The following is a 25,908-nucleotide window of genomic DNA, read 5'->3' as shown; positions in this document are numbered from 1 at the left end:
CACCGGTCGGTCTCCCGGTCTACCGGTCGGTCTCCTGGTCGGTCTCCTTGGCGAGACGGGGAATGCCGGCCGCCCGGTAGGCCGCGGCCTCCTCCAGCGTCTCGTTCTCCAGGAGCGCGGTCGCCAGCGCGTCCAGCCGGGACCGGTGCTCCTGGAGGAGCCGGCAGGCGCGTTCGTAGCACTCGTCGACGATGCGGCGCATCTCGTGGGCCACCGCGTCCAGCGTCGCGGGGGCGGCCGAGAGTCCGTACGCCTGCTGCGCGTCGCCGGGGATCGCGCTGAGCCGGCCGACCCGTTCGCTCATGCCCCAGCGGCCCACCATGCCGCGCGCGATGTGGGTGACCTGTTCCAGGTCGCTCTCCGAGCCCGTCGTCACGACCCCGAAGACGACGTGCTCGGCGGCCATCCCGCCCAGCGCGCCGATGATGCGGCCCCGGAGGTATTCCTCGGTGTACGCGTACTTGTCGGCGTCCGGCGTGGACAGCGTCACGCCGAGCGCCCGCCCGCGCGGGACGATCGTGACCTTGCGGACCGGGTCGGCGCCCGGCTGCACCATGCCGAGCAGCGCGTGACCGCTCTCGTGGTACGCCGTGCGGCGGCGCTCCTCCAGGGGCATGACCAGGGCGCGTTCGGCGCCGAGCTGGACCTTCTCCAGCGCGTCGGAGAGGTCCGCCCGGGTGACGCGGGTCTGCCGGCGTTTGACGGCGAGAAGGGCGGCCTCGTTGGCGAGGTTGGCCAGTTCGGCGCCGGTCATGCCCGGTGTCGTGCGGGCGACCTGGAGGAGGTCGACGTCGTCGGCGAGCGGGATGTCGCGGGTGTGGATCCGCAGGATGGCCTCGCGGCCACCCCGGTCGGGCGGGCTGACGTGGACGATCCGGTCGAAGCGGCCGGGCCGGGTCAGGGCGGGGTCGAGCACGTCGGCGCGGTTGGTGGCCGCGAGGACGATGACGCCCTCGGAGCCGGAGAAGCCGTCCATCTCGGTGAGGATCTGATTGAGCGTCTGCTCGCGCTCGTCGTGCCCGCCCATCGCGGCGCCGCCGCCGCGGACGCGCCCGATGGTGTCGATCTCGTCGATGAAGATGATCGCGGGGGCCACCTTGCGGGCCTCGTTGAACAGTTCGCGTACGCGCGAGGCGCCGACACCCACGATCATCTCGATGAACTCGGAGGCCGACGCGGAGAAGAACGGCACGCCCGCCTCGCCCGCCACCGCGCGCGCGAGCAGCGTCTTACCGGTGCCGGGCGGGCCCGCGAGCAGCACGCCGCGCGGCATCTTGGCGCCCATGCGCCAGTACGCCTCGGGGTTCTTCAGGAAGTCGACGACGTCGTTCAGCTCGCCCTCGACCTCGTCGATCCCCGCGACGTCGGCGAAGGTGGTGCGCTCCCCCGCCGTGAGCTCGACCGGCTTGGGCGGGGCCTTGCGTCCGAGCATGCCGCCGGCCGCACCCAGTCCGGAGCGCATCCTGCGGGCGATGAACAGCCAGATGAGGACGAGGAGCGCCAGGGGGGCGAGCGACAGGAACAGGTTGGCGAGGAGGTTCGGCCGCTCGACGACCGGTTCCGCGGTCACGGTGACCTTCTGCCTGGTCAGCTGTGCCCAGAGGTCGTCGTCGGCGAAGGCGGGCCGCTGGGTGGTGAACCGGTCCTTGTTCTTGAGCTCGCCTTCGATGGCGTCACCCTTGGAGTAGATCCTGGTGACGTTGCCGCCGGCGACCTGTTGGCTGAACTCGGTGTACGAGATGGTCCGGCCCTCTCCCTCGCCGAAGACGGACAGGGCCAGATTGGTGAGGCCGAAGACGACCAGCGCGGCGAGGAGCAGTCCCACCCAGCCGCCGGGCATCCTCCGGCGGGGCGGCGGTGGGGGCGGCGCGCCTTCGGAGCGCCAGGGCTGGTCGGTGCGGTCGCGCGGGGGTACGGAATTGGCCACGCTGCCATGATGCGAGAAGGGCGTGGAACCGGCATTACGGGCGGCGGGGCGCCCGGTGGCGTACACCGTGGCCGGTACGCGTCAGGGGCGCCCACCCGTGGTGGACGCCCCTGACAAGCGCGGTGCTCAGCCCATGAACTTCTTGAACTCGTCCGGCAGCTCGAAGTCCTGGCCCGGCTGGCCGGCCGGCAGCCCGAACGCGCCGCCCTGCTGGGCCTGTTCGCGGCGGGCGGCGGCGGCCTGCTCCTCGGCCTTCCGCTTCATCGGGTTGCCGCTCTTGCGCTTGCCCTTGGCCTGCTTGACCTGCTTCTTCTGACGACCGGGGCCGCCGCCCATGCCCGGGATCCCCGGCATGCCCGGCATTCCGCCGCCCTGGGCCATGCGGGACATCATCTTGCGGGCCTCGAAGAACCGCTCGACCAGGTTCTTGACGGCGCTGACGTCCACACCGGAACCGCGGGCGATACGCGCCCGGCGCGAGCCGTTGATGATCGTCGGGTCCTGGCGCTCCCCCGGCGTCATCGACTTGATGATCGCGGCCGTACGGTCCACGTCACGCTCGTCGATGTTGTTGATCTGCTCCTTCATCTGCGCCATGCCCGGGAGCATGCCGAGCAGCTTGGAGATGGAGCCCATCTTGCGGACCTGCTCCATCTGGGCCAGGAAGTCGTCGAGCGTGAAGTCCTTGCCCTTGCTGCTCGCCAGCTTGGAGGCCATCTTGGCGGCCTCTTCCTGGCTGAAGGTCTGCTCGGCCTTCTCGATGAGCGAGAGCATGTCGCCCATGCCGAGGATGCGGGACGCCATGCGGTCCGGGTGGAACGCGTCGAAGTCGTCCAGCTTCTCGCCGTTGGAGGCGAACATGATCTGGCGGCCGGTGACGTGCGCGATCGACAGGGCGGCACCACCGCGGGCGTCACCGTCCAGCTTGGACAGCACGACGCCGTCGAAGCCGACGCCGTCGCGGAAGGCCTCGGCGGTGTTGACCGCGTCCTGACCGATCATCGCGTCGACGACGAAGAGGACCTCGTCGGGGCTGACGGCGTCGCGGATGTCGGCGGCCTGCCGCATCAGCTCCTGGTCGATGCCGAGCCGGCCGGCGGTGTCGACGATGACGATGTCGTACTGCTTGGTCCGCGCGTACTCGATGGAGTCCTTGGCGACCTGGACGGGGTCACCGACGCCGTTGCCGGGCTCCGGCGCGTAGACGCCGACGCCGGCGCGGTCGGCGACGACGGAGAGCTGGTTGACGGCGTTGGGGCGCTGGAGGTCACAGGCGACGAGGAGCGGGGAGTGTCCCTGGGTCTTGAGCCAGAGGCCCAGCTTTCCGGCGAGGGTCGTCTTACCCGCGCCCTGGAGACCGGCCAGCATGATCACCGTCGGCGCGGTCTTGGCGAAGCGCAGGCGGCGGGTCTCACCGCCGAGGATGCCGATGAGCTCGTCGTTGACGATCTTGATGACCTGCTGCGCGGGGTTCAGCGCCTGCGAGACCTCGGCGCCGAGCGCCCGCTCCTTGACCTGCTTGATGAAGGCCCGGACGACGGGCAGCGCGACGTCGGCCTCCAGCAGCGCGATCCGGATCTCGCGGGCGGTGGCGTCGATGTCCGCCTCGGACAGGCGTCCCTTGCCCCGGAGGTTCTTGAACGTCGCTGCAAGGCGGTCGGAGAGGGTATCGAACACGGTGGTCGCGGATCCTCGGGTGTCGGGGTCGGGCGGACGGTCGCCCCCAAGGGTATCCGGCCCGCGGGCATCCGCATCAGCCCTGGTGCCGAAGCACCTGCCGGTCGGTCGGGCGCGAGGCGCGGGGAGGACGCACGCGGGGGCGGGGCCCGAGCGCGGGGCGCGTCCGCGGGCGAGGGGCGTGCGCCGTCCGCGGCTCACGGGCTGCGGAGTGCGGCCTCCACGGTGCGGGCCACGTCGGCGGCCTCCGCCGGCGGGAGCGGGGCGCCCTTCGGGTCCGTGACGTAGAAGGCGTCCACCGCGTTGGCGCCGAGCGTCGAGACGTGGGCGCTGCGGACGCGGATCGCCGCCGTGTCCAGGGCGTGGCCGATGCGGTGGAGGAGGCCCGGGGCGTCCTGGGCGCGGACCTCGATGACCGTCGCCAGCGTCGAGCCCGCCGCCGCGACCGTCACCCGGGCCGGCGGCGCCTGGACGCCGCGCCGCCGCCGGTACGCGGCCTCCCGTTCGGCGAGCCGCGTCCGGATGTCCAGGGAGCCGTCCAGCGCCCGGACGAGGTCGGCGCGCAGCCGGGTGGCCTGGGGCAGGGAGCCGTATTCGGCGGCGACGCGCCAGTTCAGTACGAGCACGGTGCCGGGTCCGAGCTCGGTGGGCAGTTCGATCGCCCGCAGGTCGGCCGCGCGGACGGTGAGCCGGTGCAGGGCGAGGACTCCGGCGACGGCGGGCAGGACGCCCGGCCGGTCGGGGAGGGCGATCAGCAGCTCGACGCCGACCGGTTCGGGTTCGGCGTGGTCGGGCGGGGTGTCGGTGCGCAGGGTGAGTACGGGTTCGCCGGTGCGGAGGGCCTCGATGGCGAGGCGTTCCTCCTCGGCGCCGGGCGCGGCCGGCTCGGGGGCCGGCGGGGTGTCGCCGGCGAGGACGGCCGCGACCCGTTTGACCAGGTCGGCGACCAGCGAGCCGCGCCACGAGGACCAGGCGGCGGGGCCGGTGGCCAGGGCGTCGGACTCGGTGAGGGCGTGCAGGAGTTCCAGCGTGGACGTGGAGCCCACGGCCGTGGCGACGGACCGGACGGTGGCGGGGTCGTCCAGGTCGCGGCGGGTCGCGGTGTCGACGAGGAGCAGGTGGTGGCGGACGAGGGTGGCGATGACGGCGATGTCGTGCCGGTCGAAGCCGATGCGGGCGGCGACGTCGCGGGCGATGGTCTCGCCGGCCACGGAGTGGTCGCCGGGCCGGCCCTTGCCGATGTCGTGGAGGAGGGCGGCGACGAGGAGGAGGTCGGGGCGGCCGACGCGGCGGGTGAGGGCGGAGGCGCGGACGGCGGTCTCGACGAGATGGCGGTCGACGGTCCAGGTGTGGACGGCGTTGCGCTGGGGGCGGCAGCGGACGCGTTCCCAGTCGGGCAGGAGGCGGGTGATGAGCCCCTCGGCCTCCAGGGCCTCCCACACGGGGACGGTCGGTTCGCCCGCGCCGAGGAGGGTGACCAGTTCCTCGCGGGCCTCGGCGGGCCACGGCACCGGCAGGGGTTTCGCCGCGGCGGCCAGGCGGCGTACGGCGTGCGGGGAGAGCGGCAGCCCGGACTGGGCCGCCGCCGCGGCGGCGCGCAGCGGGAGCACCGGGTCCTTCTCGGGGCGGGCGGTACGGGCGAGGACGGCCTCGCCGTCCATCTCGACGACGCCGTCGGCGAGGGGGGTGCGTTCGGGCTGGGCCTTGCCGCCGCCGAGCATGGCGCGCAGGCGGGGGCGTACGGAGCGGGCGCGCAGGACGCGGTTGACCTCGCGCCAGGTGACGTCGCCGGCGTACGAGAGGGTGCGCGCGGCCTCGTACACCTGCCGCAGCAGCGCGTCGGCGTCGAGGAGGCCGAGGGCTTCGGCGACCTGGTCCTGTTCCTGGAGCGCGAGCCGGTCGGTGGCGCGGCCGGTGACCAGGTGGAGGGCGTCGCGGGTGTCGAGGAGGGTGCGGCGGGCCTCGGCGAGGCCTTCGCGGGGCGCGTCGGCGAGCCAGGAGGCGGCGACGGCGCGCAGGGCGGTGGCGTCGCGCAGGCCGCCGCGGGCTTCCTTGAGGTCGGGTTCGAGGAGGTACTGGAGCTCTCCCTGGCGTTCGGCGCGGTCGCGGCACATCGCGTCGAGTTCGGGGAGGCGTTTGGGGGCCTGGTTGCGCCAGTCGGCGAGGACGGTGGTGCGCAGGGTGCTGACGAGACCGAGGTCGCCGGCGATGTGGCGGGCGTCGAGGAGGCCGAGGTGGACCTTCAGGTCCTCGTGGGCGGTCCTGCGGGCTTCGGCGGGGGTGCGCACGGAGTGGTCGAGGGCGAGGCCGAGGTCCCAGACGGGGTACCAGACGCGGTCGGCGAGGGCCGCGACGGTGGCGGTGTCCGCGGTGCCGTCGTGGAGGAGGAGCAGGTCCAGGTCGCTGCGGGGGGACAGCTCGCCGCGTCCGTATCCGCCGACGGCGACCAGGGCGGCGCCCCGCGCGGGGGCCGCTTCGGCGAAGAGCGCGGCCAGCCAGTGGTCGGTGAGCCGGGCCAGGGCGGCACGGCGCGGCGGCCCGGGCCGCGCCTCCTGCTGGAGGAGGTGCAGCCGGGCCGCCGCGTAACCGCCGGGTCCCGGGTCTTCCGCGTGGTCGTTCACTTCGAGGCTCGACACCCGGTCACTCCCTTTTCATCCGGCTCGGTCGTCCGGGGGGCGCCGGCGCGGGCGTCGACGGCCGGTCGTGCCCGGTCGACGCCCGCGCGCCCCCTCGGCTCACTCGCTCACAGTGCGTCGGGACCGCGTTCGCCGGTGCGGACGCGGACCGCCGTGTCGACGGGGACGCTCCACACCTTTCCGTCTCCGATCTTGCCGGTACGGGCGGCCTTGACGACGACGTCGATGAGCTGTTCGGCCTCCTCGTCCTCGACCAGCACCTCGATGCGGATCTTGGGGACGAGGTCGACGGTGTACTCGGCACCCCGGTAGACCTCGGTGTGCCCGCGCTGCCGTCCGTAGCCGCTGGCCTCGGTGACCGTCAGCCCCTGGACACCGAAGGCCTGGAGGGCCTCCTTGATCTCGTCCAGACGGTGCGGCTTGACGACTGCGGTGATGAGCTTCATGCGTCCACCTTCTTGTTGTGCTGCTCCGCTGCCGGCAGGGTCTCGGCGGGTGCCGTCGGGAGGACCTTGCGCGATCCGCCGCCGGCGCCGCTGAAGTCGTACGCCGTCTCGGCGTGCTCGACCTGGTCGATGCCGGAGACCTCGACGTCCTCGCTGACCCGCATGCCCATCACCTTGTCGATGACGAAGGCGAGCAGCGCCGAGACGATCAGAGAGTAGGCGAGGACCGCGAAGACACCGGTGGCCTGCTTGCCGAGCTGCTCCAGGCCGCCGCCGTAGAAGAGGCCCTTGGCCTCGGACTGGACGCCGCCGGTGGCGAAGAAGCCGACGAGCAGGGAGCCGACGACACCGCCGACGAGGTGGACGCCGACGACGTCGAGCGAGTCGTCGTAGCCGAACCTGTACTTGAGGCCGACGGCCATGGCGCAGAGCAGACCGGCGATGGCGCCGATGGCGATCGCGCCCAGCGGCGAGCAGGAGCCGCCTGCCGGGGTGATGGCGACGAGGCCCGCGACCGCGCCGGAGGCGGCGCCGAGGGTGGTGAAGGCACCGTGGCGGATCTTCTCGTACGCCAGCCAGGCACACATCGCGGCGGCGGTGGCGACCTGCGTGTTGAGGAACATCACCGCGCCGACGCCGTCGTCGTTTCCGAGCCACGAGCCGGCGTTGAAGCCGAACCACCCGAACCAGAGCAGACCGGCGCCCAGCATGACCAGCGGGAGGCTGTGGGGCCGCATCGGGTCCTTCTTGAAGCCGACGCGCTTGCCGATGACCAGAATGACGCCGAGGGCGGCCGCACCGGCGTTGATGTGGACGGCGGTGCCACCCGCGAAGTCGATGACGCCCATCTCGAAGAGCCATCCGCCGGTGCCCCAGACCCAGTGGGCCACCGGGAAGTAGACGACCGTGACCCACAGGGTGATGAACAGCGCCCAGGCGGTGAACTTCACGCGGTCGGCGAGGGCGCCGCTGATCAGGGCGGGCGTGATGATCGCGAACATCAGCTGGAAGACGGCGAAGACGTACACCGGGATGGTGTAGCCGTCCCACAGCTCGGTGATCCCGATGCCGCTGAGGCCGACGTAGTCGGACGACCAGCCGATGAGGGAGCCCGAGTCGGTGCCGAAGGCCATGCTGAAGCCGTAGAGCACCCACAGGATCGTGACGATCCCGAGGCTGATGAAGCTCATCATCAGCATGTTGAGCGTGGACTTCACGCGGACCATGCCTCCGTAGAAGAAGGCGAGGGCCGGTGTCATCAGCATCACCAGGGCGGAACAGATGAGCATGAACCCGGTGTTGGCGGCAGACAGCGTGGGCGCGTCTGCGGCAAGGGTCGTGATGCCTGGGGGCATCGGCGTCTCCTCGTCGTCGAATACAACCTGTGCGGGGCGGAACCGGTGCTGCGCCGGCTCTGAGGGATGGCCGGTTATGAGCCATGAGATTTACGCAGCGCGGTTTCGGTCGATGCCGCACGATGTTTCGCCGCAGTGACGAAGAGCGCCCATGTGTTACGCCGCCATGAACCGCAGGGTCACGGACGTGTAACGGCGGTACCCTCCGCGGGTGGCAAGAGACCGGCCGCGACGGTCACCCTGTTGACCTGGCGTGAGGGAGCCGAGTCGGGCTGTACAGGGGTGACGGTCGCGGCCGGGGTCCGGTGGGGCCCACCGTGATCAGACCGCTTCGGCGGTCTCGGGCAGCTGGGCGGTGAGGATGTCGGTGAGCCGGACGACTTCCGGTACGTCGCCGAAGTCGCGGGCCGCCGTGTCGACCGTCTTGCGCAGCCGGGTGTTCACCCGCTCGGAGCGGACCCGCCTGGCGACGTGGAGGGCCTGCTCGGCGAGGGCGGTGGACTGCTCGGGCTCACGCTTGAGCAGGTGCACGGTGGCCATGCCGATGAGGTTGAGCGCGTACGACCGCTGGTGCTCCTCGTCCTTGCCGAAGAGCTCCACGGCGCGCCGCATCACCGGCTCGGCGAGTGAGGCGTACGTGGGGCTGCGCCCGGCCACATAGGCGAGGTCGCGGTAGGAGTGGGCGTTCTCGCCGTTGAGCTCCGCCTCGGAGAAGAAGCGGATCCAGTCGGGCTCGGGCTCGTCGTCGAGGCCGGCGTCGGCGAAGGTGTCCTCGGCCATTCGCACGGCCCGCTTGCACTTGCCGGGCTGCCCCATGTTGGCGTAGGCGCGGGCCTCCATCGCATACAGCATGGCCTGGGTGCGCGAGGTCGCGCAGTCGCGGCTGCCGTACTGGGCGAGGTGGATGAGCTCCAGCGCGTCGTCGGGCCGCCCGAGGTGGATCATCTGGCGGCTCATGGACGACAGGATGTACGAGCCGAGCGGCTTGTCGCCGGCCTCCTTGGCGGCGTGCAGGGCGAGGACGAAGTACTTCTGGGCGGTGGGCTGGAGGCCGACGTCGTAGCTCATCCAGCCGGCCAGTTCGGCCAGTTCCGCGGCGCATTTGAAGAGCCGCTTGGCGGTGGAGGACGGGTGCGGCTCCTGCAACAGGTCGGTGACCTCGTGGAGTTGGCCCACGACCGCCTTGCGGCGCAGTCCCCCGCCGCACTGGGCGTCCCACTGGCGGAACATGGCGGTGGTGGACTCCAGCAGCTCCAGCTCCGGCTTGGAGAGCCGGGTGGGCCGGCGCAGCGCGGTCGGCTGCTCGGGACGGACGGGGTCGGCGGCGGGGGTCGGGACGAGCCAGCGCTGCATGGGCTCGATGAGGGAGGGGCCCGCGGCCAGGGCCAGGGAGGTGCCGAGGAAGCCGCGGCGGGCCAGCATGAGGTCGCTGCGTGAGAACTCACTGAGCAGGGCGACCGTTTGGGGGCCGGCCCAGGGGAGGTCGACGCCGGACACCGAGGGTGACTGGTGGGCGGTGCGCAGCCCGAGGTCCTCGATGGCGACGACGGTCCCGAACCGCTCGGAGAACAGCTCGGACAGGATGCGCGGGATGGGCTCGCGCGGCTGTTCGCCGTCGAGCCAGCGCCGTACGCGCGAGGTGTCGGTGCTGATGTGATGTGCGCCCATCTGGCGCGCCCGGCGGTTCACTTGGCGCGCGAGCTCGCCCTTGGACCAGCCGCTGCGCACGAACCACGAGCTCAGTTGCTCGTTCGGGCGCTTGCCGGCGTTGGTACCGTCTGCGCCACTGCCGCCCACTGGAACGCCCCCATCCGCTCGTCGCCTGTTGCGCGAACCCTTATCAGAATGCCGTGAGTTGTGGCCGTCCGTCCGCGAGTCGCACTCTTCGAACGGGGAACCGACTTGCCCCCGGCATACCCATGTGAACGGTCACTACCCCCGGGCTTCGTGTACCGAAAGTAATCCTACGATCACCGACGGGGGAGGTCGTTTCCATAAACGCCACCATTCGCCACCCCTTTGAATGAACTCACCCGCGACCGGGCGCGATTCACTTGACATACGACGATCAGGGGCCGGCGGATCGGCGCACACGGTGGTGCGCATGATGGTCCGCACCACCCTCACTGCCCCCGCGCGCCGCCCACCGACCCATGGCGGCGACGGAAAGTGACCGCAAGACTCCGGGTCGTAACCACCGGCGTTTCCACCCGTTGGAGGGGGCATGGGCTTCACGATCGGCGGCACCCGCATCCTGTCGGGCTCACGGCGCCGCGGCGGGCGCACCGCGGAGTGCACCGCCGTGGCGGAGTACACCGGCCTGTGGGGCTGGGACGTGGTCCCGGGCGCGCGGGCCGTCTCCGGCCGCTGCTCCTGCGGCGACCCCTCCTGTACGGCCCCGGGGGCGCACCCCCTCGGCTTCGCCCCGGAGGTACCGGCGGGCGCGACGCTCGACGCGGTCACGGAGGCCTGGTCCGCGTTCCCCGGTGCCGCGCTGATGCTGCCCGTGGGGCGGGCCTTCGACATCCTGGAGGTCGCCGAAGGGGCCGGCCGCCGGGCCCTGGTCCGGCTGGAGCGGATGGGCCTGCCGCTCGGCCCGGTGTGCGTGACCCCGACCGGACGGGCCCAGTTCTTCGTGGCGCCCGGCGCGGCGGCCGAGCTGCCGCGGCTGCTGTACCGGATGGGCTGGGACGACGCGGATCTGGACCTGCACGGCCTCGGTCCGGGCACGTACATCACGGCGCCCCCGTCGGATCACGGGGGCCGGGGCCCCTCCCGCTGGCTGCGCCCACCGGCCCTCGACGCCGGCGGCCCACCCCAGGCGCGGTTGCTGCTGGGCACGCTGGCGTACAGCTGCCACCGCTCGGGGACGTAGCGGGGCCTCCCCCGAGGCCGGGCCCGGCCACCCGGCGACCCGGCCACCCCGCCACCCGGCGACACACGAACGGGCGGGCGCACACGAACGGGCGGGCACCCCCGGAAGGGCGCCCGCCCGTAACCGCACCGTCCTAGTCGCCGATCAGGGCGTCGACGAACGCCTCCGGCTCGAAGGGCGCCAGGTCGTCCGCGCCCTCGCCGAGGCCGACCAGCTTCACCGGGACGCCCAGTTCGCGCTGGACCGCGACCACGATGCCGCCCTTGGCCGTGCCGTCCAGCTTGGTCAGCACGATGCCCGTGATGTCGACGACCTCGGAGAAGACGCGCGCCTGGATCAGGCCGTTCTGGCCGGTGGTGGCGTCGAGGACGAGCAGGACCTCGTCCAGCGGGCCGTGCTTCTCGACGACGCGCTTGACCTTGCCGAGCTCGTCCATCAGGCCCGTCTTGGTGTGCAGCCGGCCCGCCGTGTCGATCAGGACGACGTCGGCGCCCTCTGCGATGCCCTCCTTGACCGCGTCGTAGGCGACCGAGGCCGGGTCGCCGTTCTCCGGGCCGCGGATGGTCCGGGCGCCGACCCGGTCGCCCCACGTCTGGAGCTGGTCGGTGGCGGCCGCGCGGAAGGTGTCCGCCGCGCCCAGGACGACCGAGCGGCCGTCCGCCACGAGGACCCGCGCCAGCTTGCCGGTGGTCGTGGTCTTGCCGGTGCCGTTCACACCGACGACCATCACGACGGCCGGGGTGTCCGTACCGCTCTCGGTCTTCACCGCGCGGTCGAAGTCCGTGCCCAGCAGGGTGAGCAGTTCCTCGCGCAGCAGCGTCCGCAACTCGGCGGGCGTCCGCGTACCGAGCACCTTCACGCGTTCACGAAGGCGTTCCACCAGTTCCTGGGTGGGCGCGACACCGACGTCGGCGGTGAGGAGGGTGTCCTCGATCTCCTCCCAGGTGTCCTCGTCGAGGTGCTCCCGGGACAGCAGGGTGAGCAGCCCCTTGCCGAGGGAGTTCTGCGAGCGGGCGAGCCTGGCGCGCAGCCGGACCAGCCGGCCGGCGGTCGGTTCCGGGATCTCGATCTCGGGCGCGGGCGGCGCCGCGACGAGCGGGTCCTCGACGGCGGCGGGCGCCCCGAGCGCCTCGTCGGCCGTCGGGAGGTCCAGCTCCTCGATGGTGCGGCGCGATTCCTCCCGCGGTGTCTCCGCTTCCTCGCCGACGTGCGGCTCGGCGGGCGGAGCGGTGATGGTCGGCGGGGTCGACGGCGCCTGCGGGCGCGGCAGCTGCTTCTTCTTGCGGCTGCTGACCACGAGGCCGCTGATCGCGCCGACCGCGACCAGAGCGATGACTACAGCAAGGATGAGGATGTCCATAACCCGTCCAGTATCCCCCAGGGGCGTAAGCCGCTATCTGCGCCTTTTGGGGGTGAATGTACGATGGCGTGAATCCCCCCTCACCGCACGGAGCTGATCCATGCCCCACGCCTCCGAGTCCGAAGGCGCGATGGAGACCCGCGGTCTCGATCCCGTTCCCGCGAGCGAGCGCACCGGTCATGTCCGGGAGCTGTTCCCCACCTGGGTCGCGGCCAACATCAGTGTGCTGCTGCTCACCATGGGCGCCGGGCTGATCGTCTTCAACGGCCTGAACTTCTGGCAGGTACTGGTCGTCGCGATCGCCGCGCCCGTCCTCTCGTACGGGCTCGTCGGCCTGATATCCATCGCGGGCAAGCGGGGCGGGTCGCCCGGCATGGCGCTGTCGCGGGCGGTTTTCGGTCAGCGCGGCAATCTCTTCCCCGGCGCACTCATCTGGGTCGCCCGCTGGGGCTGGGAGACGATCAACGCGGTCACCGGCGCGTACGCCGTGCTGACGGTGCTGGACCTGCTCTTCGGGGTCCGCGGCAGCACCCCGCTGATCGTCGTCACCCTGCTGCTCTTCGTCACCGCCACGTTCCTGGTGTCCGGGCTGGGCATCAAGGCGCTGCGGGTGTGCAGCACCTGGTCGACGTATCTCTTCGGCGCCTTCTCCGTGCTGGTGCTGGTGTACCTGCTCGCCCGCACCGACTGGGGCGCGGTCTTCGGCAAGCCGGCCGGCTCGACGGCCATGATGGTCGCGGGCATCGGCACGATCGCGGCGGGCGGCATCAGCTGGGTGCCCTCCGGCCCGGACTTCACCCGCTATCTGCCGCGTACGGCGTCGAGCCGGGCGATGGTCGGGGCCACGGTCGGCGGCGCGGGGATCGTCGTCCTGCCGATGGTGCTGATGGGTGCGGTGATGGCGGTGTCGACGCCGGACCTGGCGTCCGCGCAGGACCCGGTGTCGTTCATCGGCGAGCTGCTGCCGGCGTGGATCTCCGTGCCGTACCTGCTGATCGCGCTGATCGGGATGCTGCTGATCAACTCGATGTCGATGTACTCCGCCGGGTTCACCGCGCAGACGCTCGGCATCAAGGTGCCACGCGCCTGGGCGGTCAGTGTGAACGCCGTGATCTCGCTGGTCTTCGGCTTCCTGCTGATGGTGGTGGCGACCAGTTTCATCGGGTCGTTCATCTCCTTCCTGACACTGCTGGCCGTGGCCTTCTCGGCCTGGATCGGGGTCTTCGGCGTCGACATGCTGCGCCGCGGGTCGTACGACGGCGAGGCGCTGATGGACACCGGACGGACGAGCGCCTACTGGTACCGGGGCGGCTTCGCGCCGCGGGCGATGGCCGCGTGGGGTGTGGCGCTGGTGGTGGGGCTGCTCTTCACGAAGGTGGACTGGTTCGCCGGTCCGCTCGCCGGGTCGTGGGTCGGCCGGAACGGGCTGGGCTGGCTCGTGACGATCGTGGTGGCGGCGGGGCTGTACGCCGTTCTGCCGGGGCGCGGCACAGGGGACGCGGCGCCTGCGCGGGAGCCGGAGGCCGAGTCCGCTCCCGTGTCCGTCTGACGTCACCCCGACCGGCTGACCGTCACCCCGACCGACCGAGGCTCACTCCGACCGGCTGAGGCTCACGACGGCGACCGCCTCAACACGTACTGCCCCGGCTCGGGATGCGAGCCGGGGCAGTACGTTGGTGAGGAGAGGGGCAGCGGGGATTAGCCCATCTCCTCCAACGCCTTGCCCTTGGTCTCCTTCACGAACTTGAGCACGAAGGGGATGGAGAGCACGGCGAAGACCGTGTAGATGACGTAGGTGCCGGAGAGGTTCCAGTCCGCCAGGGACGGGAAGCTGGCGGTGATGACCCAGTTGGCGATCCACTGCGCGGAGGCGGCGACGCCCAGCGCGGCGGCGCGGATGCGGTTCGGGAACATCTCGCCCAGGAAGACCCAGACCACCACGCCCCAGGAGAGCGCGAAGAAGAGCACGAAGACGTGGGCGGCGATCAGGGCGACGATGCCCTGTGTGGTGGGCAGCTTGCCGCCGACGAGGTCGGCGGAGAAGGCCCACGCCTCGAAGGCCAGCGCGATGGCCATACCGGCGGAGCCCACGAGGGCGAGCGGCCTGCGGCCGACCCGGTCCACCAGGACCATCGCGATCACGGTGCCGACGATGTTGATGATCGACGTGGTGAACGAGTAGAAGAACGAGCTCTCCGGGTTGACGCCGACCGACTGCCACAGCGTCGCGGAGTAGTAGAACGCGACGTTGATGCCGACGAGCTGCTGGAAGACCGAGAGGCCGATACCGACCCAGACGATCGGCAGGAAGCCGAAGCGGCTGCCGAGCAGGTCGCGGAAGGTCGACTTGTGCTCCCGGCGCATGGCGTGCTCGATCTCGCGCACGCGGGCGTCCAGGTCGACGTTGTGGCCCTCGACCTCGGCGAGGACCTCCTTGGCCTTGTCCGTACGGCCGACGGAGATCAGGAAGCGCGGCGACTCGGGGATCGCGAAGGAGAGCAGGCCGTACAGCACGGCCGGGACGACCATGACGCCGAGCATCCACTGCCAGGCCTCCAGGCCGGCGATCTCACCGCGCTGGTCGCCGTCGGCGAGCTGCAGGATGCCGTAGTTCACCAGCTGGGAGACGGCGATGCCGATGACGATGGCGGCCTGCTGGAAGGAGCCGAGCCGCCCCCGGTACGCGGCCGGGGAGACCTCCGCGATGTACGCGGGGCCGATCACCGAGGCCATGCCGATGGCGAAGCCGCCGACCACGCGCCACATGGCCAGGTCCCAGAGGGCGAAGGGCAGGGCCGAGCCGACGGCGCTGACGGTGAAGAGGACGGCGGCGATCTGGATGCAGCGGATGCGGCCGATGCGGTCGGCGATCCGGCCGGCGACGGCGGCACCGATGGCGCAGCCGACCAGGGCGACCGCGATGACCTGGGCCAGGGTGCCGGGGCCGATCTCGTACCGGTGGCGGATGGCCTCGACGGCGCCGTTGATCACGGAGCTGTCATAGCCGAAGAGGAAGCCGCCCATCGCGGCCGCGGCCGTGATGAAGATGACATGCCCGAGGTGGTCGGGATGGGCCTCTCGGGCTCCCGACGCCGGTGGCTGCGCGGTGCTGGTCACGTGAACTCCTGGTCCCGGCAGCGTCGCCGGGCATGGGGGGCGAGCCCTTCCAGTGGCGCACAACTTCTCGCCGCCCACCACTTGAAGGTAAAAGCAACGTTGCAGAGACTATGCCTTCAAGTTTCTAAGTCAAGAGTCTGCGTCACGGGAATTCCGGCAATCGGCGTGTCCACTTGCGTTCAATGCTTGAAGGGCACTCAGCGGAGGCGCTGGCTGATGACCTTCGACACGCCATCGCCCTGCATGGAGACGCCGTAGAGCGCGTCGGCGACCTCCATCGTCCGCTTCTGGTGGGTGATCACGATCAGCTGGGAGCTCTCCTGGAGCTCCTGCATGATCCGGATCAGCCGCTGCAGATTCGTGTCGTCGAGCGCCGCCTCCACCTCGTCCATGACGTAGAACGGGCTCGGCCGGGCCTTGAAGATCGACACCAGCAGGGCGACGGCCGTCAGTGACCGCTCCCCGCCCGACAGCAGCGAGAGCCTCTTGACCTTCTTGCCGGGCGGGCGGGCCTCGACGTCCACGCCCGTCGTGAGCATGTTGTCGGGGTCGGTGAGGACCAGCCGCCCCTCGCCGCCCGGGAACAGCCGTGAGAAGACGCCCTCGAACTCGCGGGCGGTGTCCCGGTACGCCTCGGTGAAGACCTGCTCGACGCGTTCGTCCACCTCCTTCACCACCTGAAGAAGATCGGCCCGCGTCTTCTTCAGGTCCTCGAGCTGCTCGGACAGGAACTGATGGCGTTCCTCCAGCGCGGCGAACTCCTCCAGCGCCAGCGGATTCACCTTGCCGAGCTGCTGGTACGCCCGTTCGGCCGCCTTGAGCCGCTTTTCCTGTTCCGCGCGGACGAAACGCCGTGGCTGGTTGCGCGGGTGATCGGGGTCCTCGGGCAGGTCCTCCCCCTCGGCGGGAGGGAAGGGCGGCACCAGCTGATCGGGCCCGTACTCGGCCACGAGCGCCGCCGGCTCCACACCCAGCTCCTCCAGCGCCCTGGTCTCCAGCTGCTCGATCCGCAGCCGCTTCTCGGCGCCGAGCACCTCGCCGCGATGGACGGAGTCCGTGAGCTTGTCCAGCTCCTCCTTCAGTCCCCGGCCCCGGGCCCGGGCCTCCGCCAGCTCCCGCTCGCGCGCCGCCTTGGCCGCCTCGGCGGCGGCCCGTTCCCGCTCGGCCCGTGCGAGGGACACCTCGACGTGCGCGAGGAGCTGGCGGGCCCCGGAGGCGACGGCCGCGGCGACCCCGGCCTCATGGCGCAGCCGGGCGCGGCGCTGCTCGGCACGCGCGCGTGCCTCCCGTTCCGCGCGGGCGGCCCGGTCGAGGGCGTCGGCGCGGCCCGCGAGGCCCTTGACCCGCTCCTCATGGGTACGGACCTGGAGACGGGCCTCCATCTCCGTCTGGCGGGCGTTGGCGCCGTCGGCGGCGAGTCGGTCGCGTACGGACGTGTCCGGCTCCTCCTCGGCCGGGGCCTCCTCGGCGACCAGGAGCCGCTCGGCGAGCTCCTCGGCCTCCTCCGTCGCCCGTTCCAGGGCCTCCTGGGCGCGGGCGGCCGCCGCGGCGGTGCGCTCGGCCTCGCCCGCCGCGCCGCGGGCCTGCCCGGCGAGCCGCCCGAGCGCTTGCGCCACCTGGGACTTCTCCCGGTCGGCGGCGCGCCGCCGCTCCCCCAGCTCCTCGACCCGTACGGCGCACGCGCGGCGCCGCTCGGTCGCCTCGTGCTGCGCGGCGGCGAGCCCGTCGCACCGCACCGCCAGCTCGGCCAGCTCGGCGGCGGCCTCGTCCACGGAGGCCTGGACCTCCAGGAGGCTGGGCGCCCCGGCGGAGCCGCCGTGCGCGAAGTGCGCGCCGAGGACGTCCCCTTCGGCGGTGACGGCGACGGCCTCGGGGCGGGCGGCGAGCAGTTCCTCGGCGTCCTCCAGGGTGGAGACGACGACCATGTCGCGTACGAGCCGGCGCACGGCGCGCACGAGCCCCTCGGGGCCGTGGACGAGATCGGTGACGGCGACCGGGGCGACCGCCCCCCGGACTTCACCCGGCGCGACGTCCACCACCACGCCGGGGCCGGTGACCCGGTCGGGGACGGCTGCCGTGGCCTCGGCCCGCGCGGGGACGGGCGCGGGAGCCCCGCCGCCGGCGCCCTGGACCGGCACGCCACCGGACCTCACCGCTCCGGGGGGCGCGTCCGCGTCCCCGGTCGGCCCGCCGCACCGGGCCTCCGGGGCCGGTTCGTCCGACGGCTGGCCCGGCACCCGGGGCGCGGCCTGCGATGGGCCGCCCACCAGGAGCGCCGCGCGGCCCGCGTCCTGCTTGCGGAGCAGCCGGATCGCCTCGGCGGCCGTCGCCGGGTCGCGCACCGCCACCGCGTCCGCCGCGGCGCCCAGGGCGGCGGCCACCGGCACCTCGTACCCGGGTGTCACGGTGAGGAGCTCGGCGGCCGGACCCAGCAGTCCGGCCAGCCGGTCGGCGGCGTCCAGCAGCGCGCCGGTGCCGTCCTTGCGGCGCAGGCCGAGCGCGAGGGCGTCGTGGCGCGCCTGGGTCGCCGCGCGCCGGCGCTCCGCCGCGGTGGCGGCCTCCCGCGCGGCGGTGAGCGCGGCCTCCGCGTCGGCGAGCTCACGCCTGGCCGCCTCGTGGACCTCGGCCAACTCGGCGTCGCCCGCGTCCAGCCCGTCCACCTCGGCCCTGAGCTGTTCGTACTCCTTCTGGGCGGTGACGGCCCGCTCCTGGGCCTCGTCGCGGGCGGCGGCCAGCCGGTCGATCTCGGCCTGCGCGGAGGCGGCGCGCGAACGGGCCGCGTTGACCTGCCCGGACAGCCGGGCCAGCCCCTCGCGCCGGTCGGCAATCGCGCGCGCCACGTCCTTGAGCCGCCGCTCCTCCACCACCAGCTCACGCTCCAGTTCGGCGCGGTGCGCGACGGTGTCCTCCAGGGCCCGCTCGGCCGCCTCCAGTGCGGCCTCCAGCTCCGCCTCCTGTTCGCGGATGCGGGCGGCCTCGCGCTCCAGGTCCTCGGGGTCCCGGCCGCGCCGCTCCTCCACGGGAGGCGCGGTGGCGCTCTTCACGCGCGCGTCGGCCAGCGAGATCGTGCCGCGCACCCGCTCGGCCAGCTGCGACAGCTCGTACCAGGTCTGCTGGGCACGCTGGAGCCGCGGCGCGAGGCGCCGTACCTCGTCCTCCAGCTCCGCCTCCCGCCCGAGGGCCGCCTTGAGGTCGGCCTCCGCGCGCTCCTTGCGCTCCTTCAGGGCCACCTCGTCGGCGATCTCGGCCTTCAGCGCCTCCTGGAGGCGTACGAGGTCGTCGGCGAGCAGCCGCAGCCGGGCGTCGCGCAGGTCGGCCTGGATGACGGCGGCCCGCCGCGCCACCGCGGCCTGCCGGCCGAGCGGCTTGAGCTGGCGCCGCAGCTCGTCGGTGAGGTCCTGCACGCGCGCGAGGTTCGCCCGCATCGCGTCCAGTTTCCGCAGCGCCTTCTCCTTGCGCTTGCGGTGCTTGAGGACGCCCGCGGCCTCCTCGATGAAGGCACGGCGGCCCATGGGGTCGGCGTGCAGGACGGAGTCGAGCTGGCCCTGGCCGACGATGACGTGCATTTCCCGGCCGATGCCGGAATCGCTGAGCAGATCCTGGATGTCCAGCAGCCGGCAGGTGTCGCCGTTGATCTGGTATTCGCTGCCGCCGTTGCGGAACATGATCCGCGTAATGGTGACTTCGGCGTAGTCGATGGGCAGGGCGCCATCGGAATTGTCGATCGTGAGGGAGACCTCGGCGCGCCCCAGCGGGGGCCTGCCGGTCGTCCCGGCGAAGATGACGTCCTCCATCTTGCCGCCGCGCAGGGATTTGGCGCCCTGCTCCCCCATGACCCAGGAGAGCGCGTCCACCACATTGGACTTGCCCGAGCCGTTCGGGCCCACGACGCAGGTGATCCCCGGTTCGAACCGCAGGGTGGTGGCGGAGGCGAACGACTTGAAACCGCGGAGGGTCAGGGCCTTGAGGTGCACGCCCCCGGACTCTACCTTCCACCGTTCGTTTGATCCCTGAACGCGGAGGGCACATCAGACGGTAAGCAGAAGGGGGACAGCAGTGAACACGGGGGAGGCAGGGGGAGAAAAGAAAGAAGGGACGCCGAAGCGTCCCTTGCATATCTCGGGAGTGTGTTTCTCACCTGCCCGATGGCTGTGGGTCAGGTGAGCGCAGGCTCCGCCTTGGGTACGTCGATGTCGATGCCGTCCAGCAGCGACTCGCCTCGTGCGGCGGCAGCGTTGAGCGCGTCGTTCTCGGACTGAATCCGTACCAGCTCGGACTCGAGGTCCTGTACGCGCTGCTGAAGCCGTCGCATCTCGGCGAGAAGTCGCGGGTCGGAACCGCCGACATAACCGAGAAGCGCCTTTGCCATGATGGATGGTCCTCCACAATGAGTGACCGACCGATGCGGTGTGGGTCGTGAGGTTCGCACCCGCGATGCTCGGCAGCAGAATGCGGTGCCGCTGCGGTCCCACTGCCAAACAGCTAAGGTGCGCGGGGCTTCCAGAGTCTCACCAAAAAGTTTGACGGTCAACACGATCACGCCCGGCAGCACGGGGCGACCGGGGGGCTCGCGGCCGCGATGTGGCGGCGCGCCTCACGCGCGGTGCCCACCAGGGGCGTGTGGATCATCCTTACCCGCGCAGCCTGGCACGACTGGCCTTTCTTGGCAACCACCAGGCCGTTTCCCCGATACGGAGCGTTCACGACCGCTTCCGGAGAGCGTCCGGAGGGTCGGCGCGCGCGTCCGCCCGACCCCCACACAAAAGATCGTCAGCGGACCTCGAAGCCGTCGTAACCGCCACGCGGCGTGTCCCAGATCTCAGTGACTCCGTCGACGCGCCCGGGTGTGTCGCCGGAGCGCAGCCATTCCAGCAGACGGTGGCAATTCTCACTCGGTCCTTCGGCCACCACCTGCACCCTGCCGTCCTCCAGATTGGAGGCGAAACCGGTGAGGCCGCCGATCTCCAGGGCATTCGACCTGGTGAACCAGCGGAAGCCCACTCCTTGTACTCGGCCGCGTACCCAGGCGGTGAGCCGTGCGTGATCATTCATGGCTGCACGCTAACCGGCGAATTGCACTTCCGGCACTTCCCCCTCACGCGTCATGGCGTACAGTCCCGACGAAATACACCTCACCCGTTCGGGTGAGTGGGGACAGGGCGGAAAAGACGCCCGCGGGACAGTCAGCAGGAGGGCAGAGCAGATGGGACGCCACCGGAAGAAGCGGGCCGTGGTCCCCGTACGAACCGGCCTGCTCGGCGCCTCCGCCGCGATGGCGGTGGGCGCCGTCGCCGTCGCTTCCGGCATGCTGCCCGGCGGCGACACCTACAAGGTGGGCGGCGGCCCCTCCGGCGGGCAGATACGCACCGGGGCTCCCGAGCTGCAGACCCAGGGCGAGGCGAGCGCCACGCCGACCGGCCGCGCGTCCGTCTCCCCCAGCCGGAGCGCCGAGCGGACGCAGGCCCCGGCGAAGAAGCCGTCGCCGACGCCCACCAGGCCGTCGTCCTCCGCGCCGCCGAAGCGGACCGGGGCCCCCGAGCCGTCGAAGGCCCCGGCAGCGCCGAAAACCAAGAGCCCGAAGACCAAGAGCCCGAAGACCACGAGCCCGAAGACCAACAGCCCGAAGACCGAGAGCGCGCCGGCCAGGAGCGCGACCCCCTCCCGTACGGCCTCGGCCACGCCCGAGCGGACCGTCGAGCAGCCGAACACCGACCGGCTGGCGAGCAAGGAGCGGGCCGCCGAGGCCGCCGTACTGACTCTGGTCAACGCGGAGCGCGCCAAGGTCGGCTGCAGCCCGGTGCGGCCCGACGCGGACCTGGCGTCACTGGCCGGCGCGTTCAGCGCCGATATGGCCGCGCGGGGCTTCTTCTCGCACACCGACCCCGACGGGGACAGCCCCTGGAACCGCGCCGCGCAGGCGGGCGTCACGGGGCTGGCCGCCGAGAACATAGCGCGCGGCCAGTCGGACGCCGAGGCCGTGATGGAGTCCTGGATGAACAGCGACGGCCACCGCGCGAACATCCTGAACTGCGACTACAAGACCCTCGGGGTCGGCGTGCAGTTCGGCGAGGGCGGCCCGTGGTGGACCCAGGACTTCGGCTTCTGAGCCACTGAGCCACTGAGCCCACCGAGCCACCGGGCCCGGGATTACGCTGGCGGCATGGATGACGACAGCGGCCCGGCGTTCGACGTGTTCTCCCGGGCGTGCCCCTCGCGCGGGACGCTGGAGCATGTGACGGGGCGCTGGGGAGGCCTCACCCTGGGCGCGCTGTACGAGGGCCCCGTCCGCTTCAGCGAGCTGCGGCGGCGGGTGGACGGGGTGAGCGAGAAGATGCTGTCCCAGACGCTGCACGCCCTGGAGCGGGACGGCCTGGTCCACCGCGAGGCGCGGCACACCAGTCCGCCGCGCGTCGATTACGAGCTGACGCCGCTCGGGCGGGCCGTCACCGAGCGGCTCCTCGGGCTGATCGAGCTGGTCGAGGGCCGGATGCCGGAGGTGCTCGCCGCGCGGGAGCGCTACGACGGCGTGCGCGGCGGGCGCTGACAGCGCGGGCAGTAGTAGCTGGAGCGGTTCATCCAGGGGCGCCGTCGCATCGGGGTGCCGCAGCGCCGGCACGGCTCGCCCTCGCGGCCGTACGCGTCCAGGGACCGGTCGAAGTACCCGGACTCGCCGTTCACGTTGACGTACAGGCTGTCGAAGCTGGTGCCGCCGACCGCGAGGGCGGCTGTCATCACGTCCCGGACATGGCCGAGGAGTTCGGCCGAGCGGGGGCGGGTGAGGGTCGCGGTGGGGCGGTCGTAGTGGAGGCGGGAGCGCCACAGCGCCTCGTCCGCGTAGATGTTGCCGACTCCGCTGATCAGGGACTGGTCGAGCAGGGCCCGCTTGACCGTGGTCCGGCGCAGGCGCAGCGCGGTGTGGAAGGTGGCGTCGTCGAAGTCGGGATCGAGGGGGTCGCGGGCGATGTGCGCGATGGCCCGCGGCAGCCCGTCGGGGGTGTTCTCGTGCAGGGAGAGCCCGCCGAAGGTGCGCTGGTCGACGAAGCGCAGTTCGGTGCCGAGCCCGTCGTCGAAGCGGATACGGATCCGCAGGTGCTTCTCGTCGGGCGCGGTCTCGGGCTGGACGAGCAGTTGCCCGCTCATGCCCAGGTGCCCGAGCACGGAGGTGTCGGTGTCCTCCAACGGCAGCCACAGGTACTTGCCGCGCCGCCGCGCGACACCGAAACGGTGTCCTTTCAGGCGCGCCTCGAAGTCCTCCCCGCCCGCCGGATGGCGCCGTACGGACCGGGGGTGCAGCACCCGCACGTCGGCGATGGTCCGGCCGCTGACCCAACGCTCCAGGCCGCGCCGTACGACTTCGACCTCGGGCAGTTCGGGCACGGCTGGGCTCCTTCTCGGCGTCGGGGATGTCCGCAGCGTACCGCGCGGGGCCCGGGCCGCCGGGGCGGCCCTGGATCATGCGCCGACCCAGCGGCGGGGCACATGGTGAAGCCCCGCCGCACCGGGGTGCGACGGGGCCGGAAGCGGCTGGCTCAGGCCGTGGCCGAGTCCGCGGTGGCCGGGGATTCCTCCAGGGTCGAAGAGGTGTCGGCGGCCTCTTCGGAGCCGGATTCGGCCGCGGCCTTCGCCGCCACCTGCTCCCGTTCGTCCGCGGCGGCCCGGATGGCCCGCCAGGCGGACTCCGCTGCCTGCTGCTCCGCTTCCTTCTTGCTGCGGCCGGTGCCGGTGCCGTACGAGACACCACCGACGCGGGCAGCAGCAGTGAAGGTCTTCTCGTGGTCCGGTCCGGTCTCGGTGACCAGGTACTCCGGGACCCCGAGGCCCTCGGCCGCGGTGAGTTCCTGGAGGCTGGTCTTCCAGTCCAGGCCGGCGCCGAGGTTCGAGGACTTCTCGATCAGCGGGTCGAAGAGCCGGTGCACCAGCTCGGACGCCGCGTCGAGGCCCTGGTCGAGATAGACCGCGCCGATCACCGCTTCCAGGGTGTCGGCGAGGATGGATGCCTTGTCCCGGCCCCCGGTGCCCTCTTCGCCCCGGCCGAGCCGGATGAAGGAGCCCAGGTCGAGGCTGCGACCGACCTCCGCCAGCGCACGCGAGTTGACCACCGCGGCCCGCAACTTGGCCAGCTGGCCCTCGGGCAGGTCGGGGTGGGTGCGGTACAGCGTGTCCGTGACCACCAGGCCGAGCACGGAGTCCCCGAGGAACTCCAGCCGCTCGTTGGTGGGCAGACCGCCGTTCTCGTACGCGTACGAACGGTGGGTCAGCGCACGCACCAGAAGGGCGGACTCGAGCTGGTACCCGAGCCGCCCTTCCAGAAGCGTGTGGGACGAGGCCGTGTTCTCCGCCTGCTTCTTGGCGTCATCCGCCGTTTTGTGGCTAGACACGGTGCCTCTCACCAGCCCGCTCAGACCGAGAGGACCTGGCGCTTGTTGTACGTGCCGCAGCTCGGGCACGCGATGTGCTGCTGCTTCGGCTCCTGGCAACGCTCACACGAAACCAGGGTGGGGACCGCAGCCTTCCACTGCGACCGGCGGTGGCGCGTGTTGCTGCGCGACATCTTCCGCTTCGGAACAGCCACGGCTACTTCTCCTGCTTCTCGTCGACGCCCGCTTCGGCGCCGCTCATGTTGTCCTTCTCGCCGGTTCCGAGTGAATCGGCGAGTCCCTGCAGTGCCGCCCAACGGATGTCGACGGCGTCATGGTGGTGGTCCGGGTTGTCGTTCAGACCGGCCCCGCACTCGGGGCACAGTCCGGCGCAGTCCTCCCGGCACACCGGCTGCATCGGCAGTGCGAGCACCACCGCATCGCGCAGCACGGGCTCGAGGTCGAACATGCCGTCCTCGAGGGGGGTCATGTCCTCGTCGTCCTCGGCATCGTCGCCCGTGGCCCCCTTGCGGTGGCCCCGGTCATCGGTGTCGGGGTACGAGAACATCTCCTGGAAGTCCGCCGCAACCTCTTGGCGCAGCGGCTCCAGACACCTTACGCACTCCCCCTCGGCCGACGCACGGGCGGTGCCTGTGACAAGCACCCCTTCCATGACCGACTCGAGGCGGATGTCCAGCTCCACGGGCGAGCCCTGCGGCACACCGATGACCCCGTCGATGCCGAGGTCCGCGGGGGCCTCGACCGTGCGGGACAGCCGCTGGAGGGCACCCGGACGCCGGCCCAGCTCGTGCGTGTCGAACACGAGGGGGTTGCGGTGGTCGAGGCGCGTACTCAGGGGACTTCCTGCTTTCGGATCGTGTGGAGGCGGGCCCGGTATCGGACGGAGGCCGATGCGGGCACGCGGGATCGCGGACGTACTCGCGACCGAAGAGCCAGGATACTGGACGCTTCGCTCACAGCCCAATCCGGGCCGGTCAGCGCCCCTGTTCGTAGCGGCGCAGCTCGTTGATGTCGATCATGCTCGTGTCGAAGAAGCTGGTCTCGTCGAGCGCGGCGGCCTGGGGCTGGGGCTGCTGTCCGTACGCGTACGGGTCCGGCTGCTGGGCGTAGCCGCCCTGGTCGTAGCCGGTGTGCTGTCCGTACGCGGTGTAGGGGTCCTGCTGGTAGGCGTACGTCTCCTGGGGCACGCCGTGGGGCTGTGCGCCGTAGTCGCCGGCATGGCCCGCGTACGGGTCGGGGTGCTGCGCCGGGATGTGCGCGGCCGGCGCGTGGGCGGGCTGCCGGGGGGCCCGGCGGGCGGGCTCGGGGTCGGCCAGCTCCGCGAGGCCGGCGAGGTAGTCGGCGTCGCTGGTGTGGTGCTGCGGGACGCCGGCCGCGTCCTGGGCCGCCATGTGGGCGCCGAGGTCGTCACCGGCGGTCCGGCCGTGCAGCTTCTGGCGGCCGCGTCCGACGGCTTCCAGGGTCTTGGAGAGGACGGCCTCGAAGGCGCCGATCTTGGCGTCGACGTACTCGTCGGCCCGCTTGATCAGGGTCTGCGGGTCCGCGCTGTACTCGGGGGCGTCCTCGTCGGCGTACCCCTGGTCGTCCAGGCCGGGGCCGCGGCCGAGGAGCTTCTCGCGGCCCCGGTCGACGGCGCCGATGGTCTTGGTGAGGACGACCTCGAAGTTGGCCAGCTTGGAGTCGACGTAGTCGTCGGCCTCCGCGCGGATCTCCTCCGCCTCCCGGCGGGCGTCGGCCAGGATGCGGTCGGCCTCTTCCTGCGACTGGCGGGCGACCTGGGTGTCGGAGATCAGCGAGCCGCGTTCGGCGTGGGCGGCCTCGATGATGCGCTCGGCCTCGGCGCGGGCCTGCTCGACCAGCTGCTCACGGCCGCCGATCAGCTCCTGGGCCTGCGCGAGGGAGCCGGGCAGGGCCTGGCGTACCTCTTCGAGCATCGCGAGCAGCTCGGCGCGGTTGACCACGCAGGAGGCCGACATGGGCATGGAACGGGCGTTCCTGACCGTCGCGACGATGTCGTCGAGCTTCTTCTGCACGTCCACCGTGTGCTCGCCACTCTCTACAGCCGGGTTGGAGACGGACGGATCGACTGTACGGCCAGTCGGCGCCGTCCGAACACCGGGTGACGGACCGTCAGCGG

General features: G+C 71.9%; 20 protein-coding genes. 4 read left to right on the top strand and 16 right to left on the bottom strand.

Annotation, left to right across the window (positions count from 1 at the left end; translation table 11 throughout):
* Window positions 1–19: 19 nt before the first annotated feature.
* The 6 genes from ftsH to ABZZ38_RS21605 all read right to left on the bottom strand — a co-directional run bounded on the left by ftsH (window position 20) and on the right by ABZZ38_RS21605 (window position 9,838).
* Window positions 20–1,927, bottom strand: coding sequence for an ATP-dependent zinc metalloprotease FtsH (gene ftsH, locus ABZZ38_RS21630; protein ID WP_356742314.1), 1,908 nt, complete (start codon window positions 1,925–1,927; stop codon window positions 20–22).
* Between the two features lie 126 nt (window positions 1,928–2,053).
* Window positions 2,054–3,604 carry a signal recognition particle protein gene (gene ffh / locus ABZZ38_RS21625; protein ID WP_356742312.1) on the bottom strand — a complete coding sequence of 517 codons (1,551 nt, stop codon included), beginning with the start codon at window positions 3,602–3,604 and terminating at the stop codon, window positions 2,054–2,056.
* Between the two features lie 197 nt (window positions 3,605–3,801).
* Entirely contained in the window at window positions 3,802–6,240 is a 2,439-nt protein-coding gene (locus ABZZ38_RS21620) for a [protein-PII] uridylyltransferase (protein ID WP_356742309.1), read from the bottom strand.
* 107 nt (window positions 6,241–6,347) lie between these two features.
* Window positions 6,348–6,686 carry a P-II family nitrogen regulator gene (locus tag ABZZ38_RS21615; RefSeq protein WP_073754579.1) on the bottom strand — a complete coding sequence of 113 codons (339 nt, stop codon included), beginning with the start codon at window positions 6,684–6,686 and terminating at the stop codon, window positions 6,348–6,350.
* Complete coding sequence (locus ABZZ38_RS21610; protein WP_356742307.1) at window positions 6,683–8,041, bottom strand: ammonium transporter; 1,359 nt, start codon at window positions 8,039–8,041, stop codon at window positions 6,683–6,685. Before ABZZ38_RS21610 ends, ABZZ38_RS21615 begins: the two co-directional genes overlap by 4 nt.
* 321 nt (window positions 8,042–8,362) lie before the next feature.
* A complete protein-coding gene (locus tag ABZZ38_RS21605) occupies window positions 8,363–9,838 on the bottom strand; it encodes a hypothetical protein (protein WP_356742304.1) in 1,476 nt (491 codons plus the stop codon).
* 427 nt (window positions 9,839–10,265) lie between these two features.
* Here ABZZ38_RS21605 and ABZZ38_RS21600 point away from each other — a divergent pair, with 427 nt between their 5' ends.
* Window positions 10,266–10,916, top strand: a complete 651-nt coding sequence (locus ABZZ38_RS21600; protein ID WP_356742300.1) for a bifunctional DNA primase/polymerase — start codon at window positions 10,266–10,268, stop codon at window positions 10,914–10,916.
* 133 nt (window positions 10,917–11,049) lie between these two features.
* Here the strand turns inward: ABZZ38_RS21600 and ftsY are convergent, their stop codons facing one another.
* The gene (ftsY, locus tag ABZZ38_RS21595; RefSeq protein ID WP_356742298.1) at window positions 11,050–12,276 is read right to left on the bottom strand and encodes a signal recognition particle-docking protein FtsY; all 1,227 of its coding nucleotides are present in this window, start codon (window positions 12,274–12,276) and stop codon (window positions 11,050–11,052) included.
* A 100-nt stretch (window positions 12,277–12,376) separates the two neighbouring features.
* Between ftsY and ABZZ38_RS21590 the strand changes: the two genes are divergently transcribed.
* Window positions 12,377–13,825, top strand: a complete 1,449-nt coding sequence (locus ABZZ38_RS21590) for a cytosine permease (protein WP_356742296.1) — start codon at window positions 12,377–12,379, stop codon at window positions 13,823–13,825.
* Window positions 13,826–13,974: 149 nt separating this feature from the next.
* Here the strand turns inward: ABZZ38_RS21590 and ABZZ38_RS21585 are convergent, their stop codons facing one another.
* From ABZZ38_RS21585 to ABZZ38_RS21570, 4 genes are all read right to left on the bottom strand, one after another.
* Window positions 13,975–15,393 (bottom strand): sugar porter family MFS transporter, encoded by a 1,419-nt coding sequence (locus ABZZ38_RS21585; RefSeq protein WP_356742293.1) that lies wholly within the window; start codon window positions 15,391–15,393, stop codon window positions 13,975–13,977.
* Between the two features lie 197 nt (window positions 15,394–15,590).
* On the bottom strand, window positions 15,591–19,367 hold the full coding sequence (locus ABZZ38_RS21580; protein WP_356742289.1) for an AAA family ATPase: 3,777 nt from the start codon (window positions 19,365–19,367) through the stop codon (window positions 15,591–15,593).
* Window positions 19,368–19,549: 182 nt separating this feature from the next.
* Window positions 19,550–19,762, bottom strand: coding sequence for a hypothetical protein (locus ABZZ38_RS21575; protein WP_356742287.1), 213 nt, complete (start codon window positions 19,760–19,762; stop codon window positions 19,550–19,552).
* A gap of 401 nt (window positions 19,763–20,163) precedes the next feature.
* Entirely contained in the window at window positions 20,164–20,445 is a 282-nt protein-coding gene (locus ABZZ38_RS21570) for an acylphosphatase (RefSeq protein WP_356742285.1), read from the bottom strand.
* A 151-nt stretch (window positions 20,446–20,596) separates the two neighbouring features.
* On the opposite strand from ABZZ38_RS21570, the gene ABZZ38_RS21565 reads away from it, so the two are divergent.
* Together ABZZ38_RS21565 and ABZZ38_RS21560 are read left to right on the top strand one after the other, a co-directional pair.
* Window positions 20,597–21,499 carry a CAP domain-containing protein gene (locus ABZZ38_RS21565; RefSeq protein WP_356742283.1) on the top strand — a complete coding sequence of 301 codons (903 nt, stop codon included), beginning with the start codon at window positions 20,597–20,599 and terminating at the stop codon, window positions 21,497–21,499.
* A gap of 54 nt (window positions 21,500–21,553) precedes the next feature.
* Window positions 21,554–21,937, top strand: a complete 384-nt coding sequence (locus ABZZ38_RS21560) for a helix-turn-helix domain-containing protein (RefSeq protein ID WP_356742281.1) — start codon at window positions 21,554–21,556, stop codon at window positions 21,935–21,937.
* Here ABZZ38_RS21560 and mutM read toward each other — a convergent pair.
* The 5 genes from mutM to ABZZ38_RS21535 form a co-directional block, all read right to left on the bottom strand.
* Complete coding sequence (mutM, locus tag ABZZ38_RS21555) at window positions 21,910–22,770, bottom strand: bifunctional DNA-formamidopyrimidine glycosylase/DNA-(apurinic or apyrimidinic site) lyase (RefSeq protein ID WP_356742279.1); 861 nt, start codon at window positions 22,768–22,770, stop codon at window positions 21,910–21,912. The two genes, ABZZ38_RS21560 and mutM, sit on opposite strands and share 28 nt — an antisense overlap.
* 152 nt (window positions 22,771–22,922) lie before the next feature.
* Entirely contained in the window at window positions 22,923–23,783 is an 861-nt protein-coding gene (gene rnc, locus ABZZ38_RS21550; protein ID WP_356742277.1) for a ribonuclease III, read from the bottom strand.
* Between the two features lie 8 nt (window positions 23,784–23,791).
* Window positions 23,792–23,965, bottom strand: coding sequence for a 50S ribosomal protein L32 (rpmF, locus tag ABZZ38_RS21545; RefSeq protein WP_030496967.1), 174 nt, complete (start codon window positions 23,963–23,965; stop codon window positions 23,792–23,794).
* A gap of 2 nt (window positions 23,966–23,967) precedes the next feature.
* Window positions 23,968–24,606, bottom strand: a complete 639-nt coding sequence (locus tag ABZZ38_RS21540) for a DUF177 domain-containing protein (RefSeq protein WP_356742420.1) — start codon at window positions 24,604–24,606, stop codon at window positions 23,968–23,970.
* Window positions 24,607–24,745: 139 nt separating this feature from the next.
* The gene (locus ABZZ38_RS21535) at window positions 24,746–25,810 is read right to left on the bottom strand and encodes an ATP synthase F0 subunit B (protein WP_356742272.1); all 1,065 of its coding nucleotides are present in this window, start codon (window positions 25,808–25,810) and stop codon (window positions 24,746–24,748) included.
* Window positions 25,811–25,908 lie beyond the last annotated feature (98 nt).

This window comes from Streptomyces sp. NPDC006368 (assembly GCF_040612535.1).
Taxonomy (GTDB): domain Bacteria; phylum Actinomycetota; class Actinomycetes; order Streptomycetales; family Streptomycetaceae; genus Streptomyces.
Note: the sequence above shows the minus strand (reverse complement) of the source record. Positions and strands in the feature narration are given on the sequence as shown.

What these genes read in the sequence shown, in the direction of transcription:
- ABZZ38_RS21565 (WP_356742283.1), top strand. Translation starts at nt 20,597, where the DNA reads ATGGGACGCCACCGGAAGAAGCGGGCCGTGGTCCCCGTACGAACCGGC.
- ABZZ38_RS21590 (WP_356742296.1), top strand. Translation starts at nt 12,377, where the DNA reads ATGCCCCACGCCTCCGAGTCCGAAGGCGCGATGGAGACCCGCGGTCTC.
- ABZZ38_RS21560 (WP_356742281.1), top strand. Translation starts at nt 21,554, where the DNA reads ATGGATGACGACAGCGGCCCGGCGTTCGACGTGTTCTCCCGGGCGTGC.
- ftsY (WP_356742298.1), bottom strand. Translation starts at nt 12,276, where the DNA reads ATGGACATCCTCATCCTTGCTGTAGTCATCGCTCTGGTCGCGGTCGGC.
- ABZZ38_RS21575 (WP_356742287.1), bottom strand. Translation starts at nt 19,762, where the DNA reads ATGGCAAAGGCGCTTCTCGGTTATGTCGGCGGTTCCGACCCGCGACTT.
- ABZZ38_RS21570 (WP_356742285.1), bottom strand. Translation starts at nt 20,445, where the DNA reads ATGAATGATCACGCACGGCTCACCGCCTGGGTACGCGGCCGAGTACAA.
- ABZZ38_RS21610 (WP_356742307.1), bottom strand. Translation starts at nt 8,041, where the DNA reads ATGCCCCCAGGCATCACGACCCTTGCCGCAGACGCGCCCACGCTGTCT.
- ABZZ38_RS21615 (WP_073754579.1), bottom strand. Translation starts at nt 6,686, where the DNA reads ATGAAGCTCATCACCGCAGTCGTCAAGCCGCACCGTCTGGACGAGATC.
- ABZZ38_RS21600 (WP_356742300.1), top strand. Translation starts at nt 10,266, where the DNA reads ATGGGCTTCACGATCGGCGGCACCCGCATCCTGTCGGGCTCACGGCGC.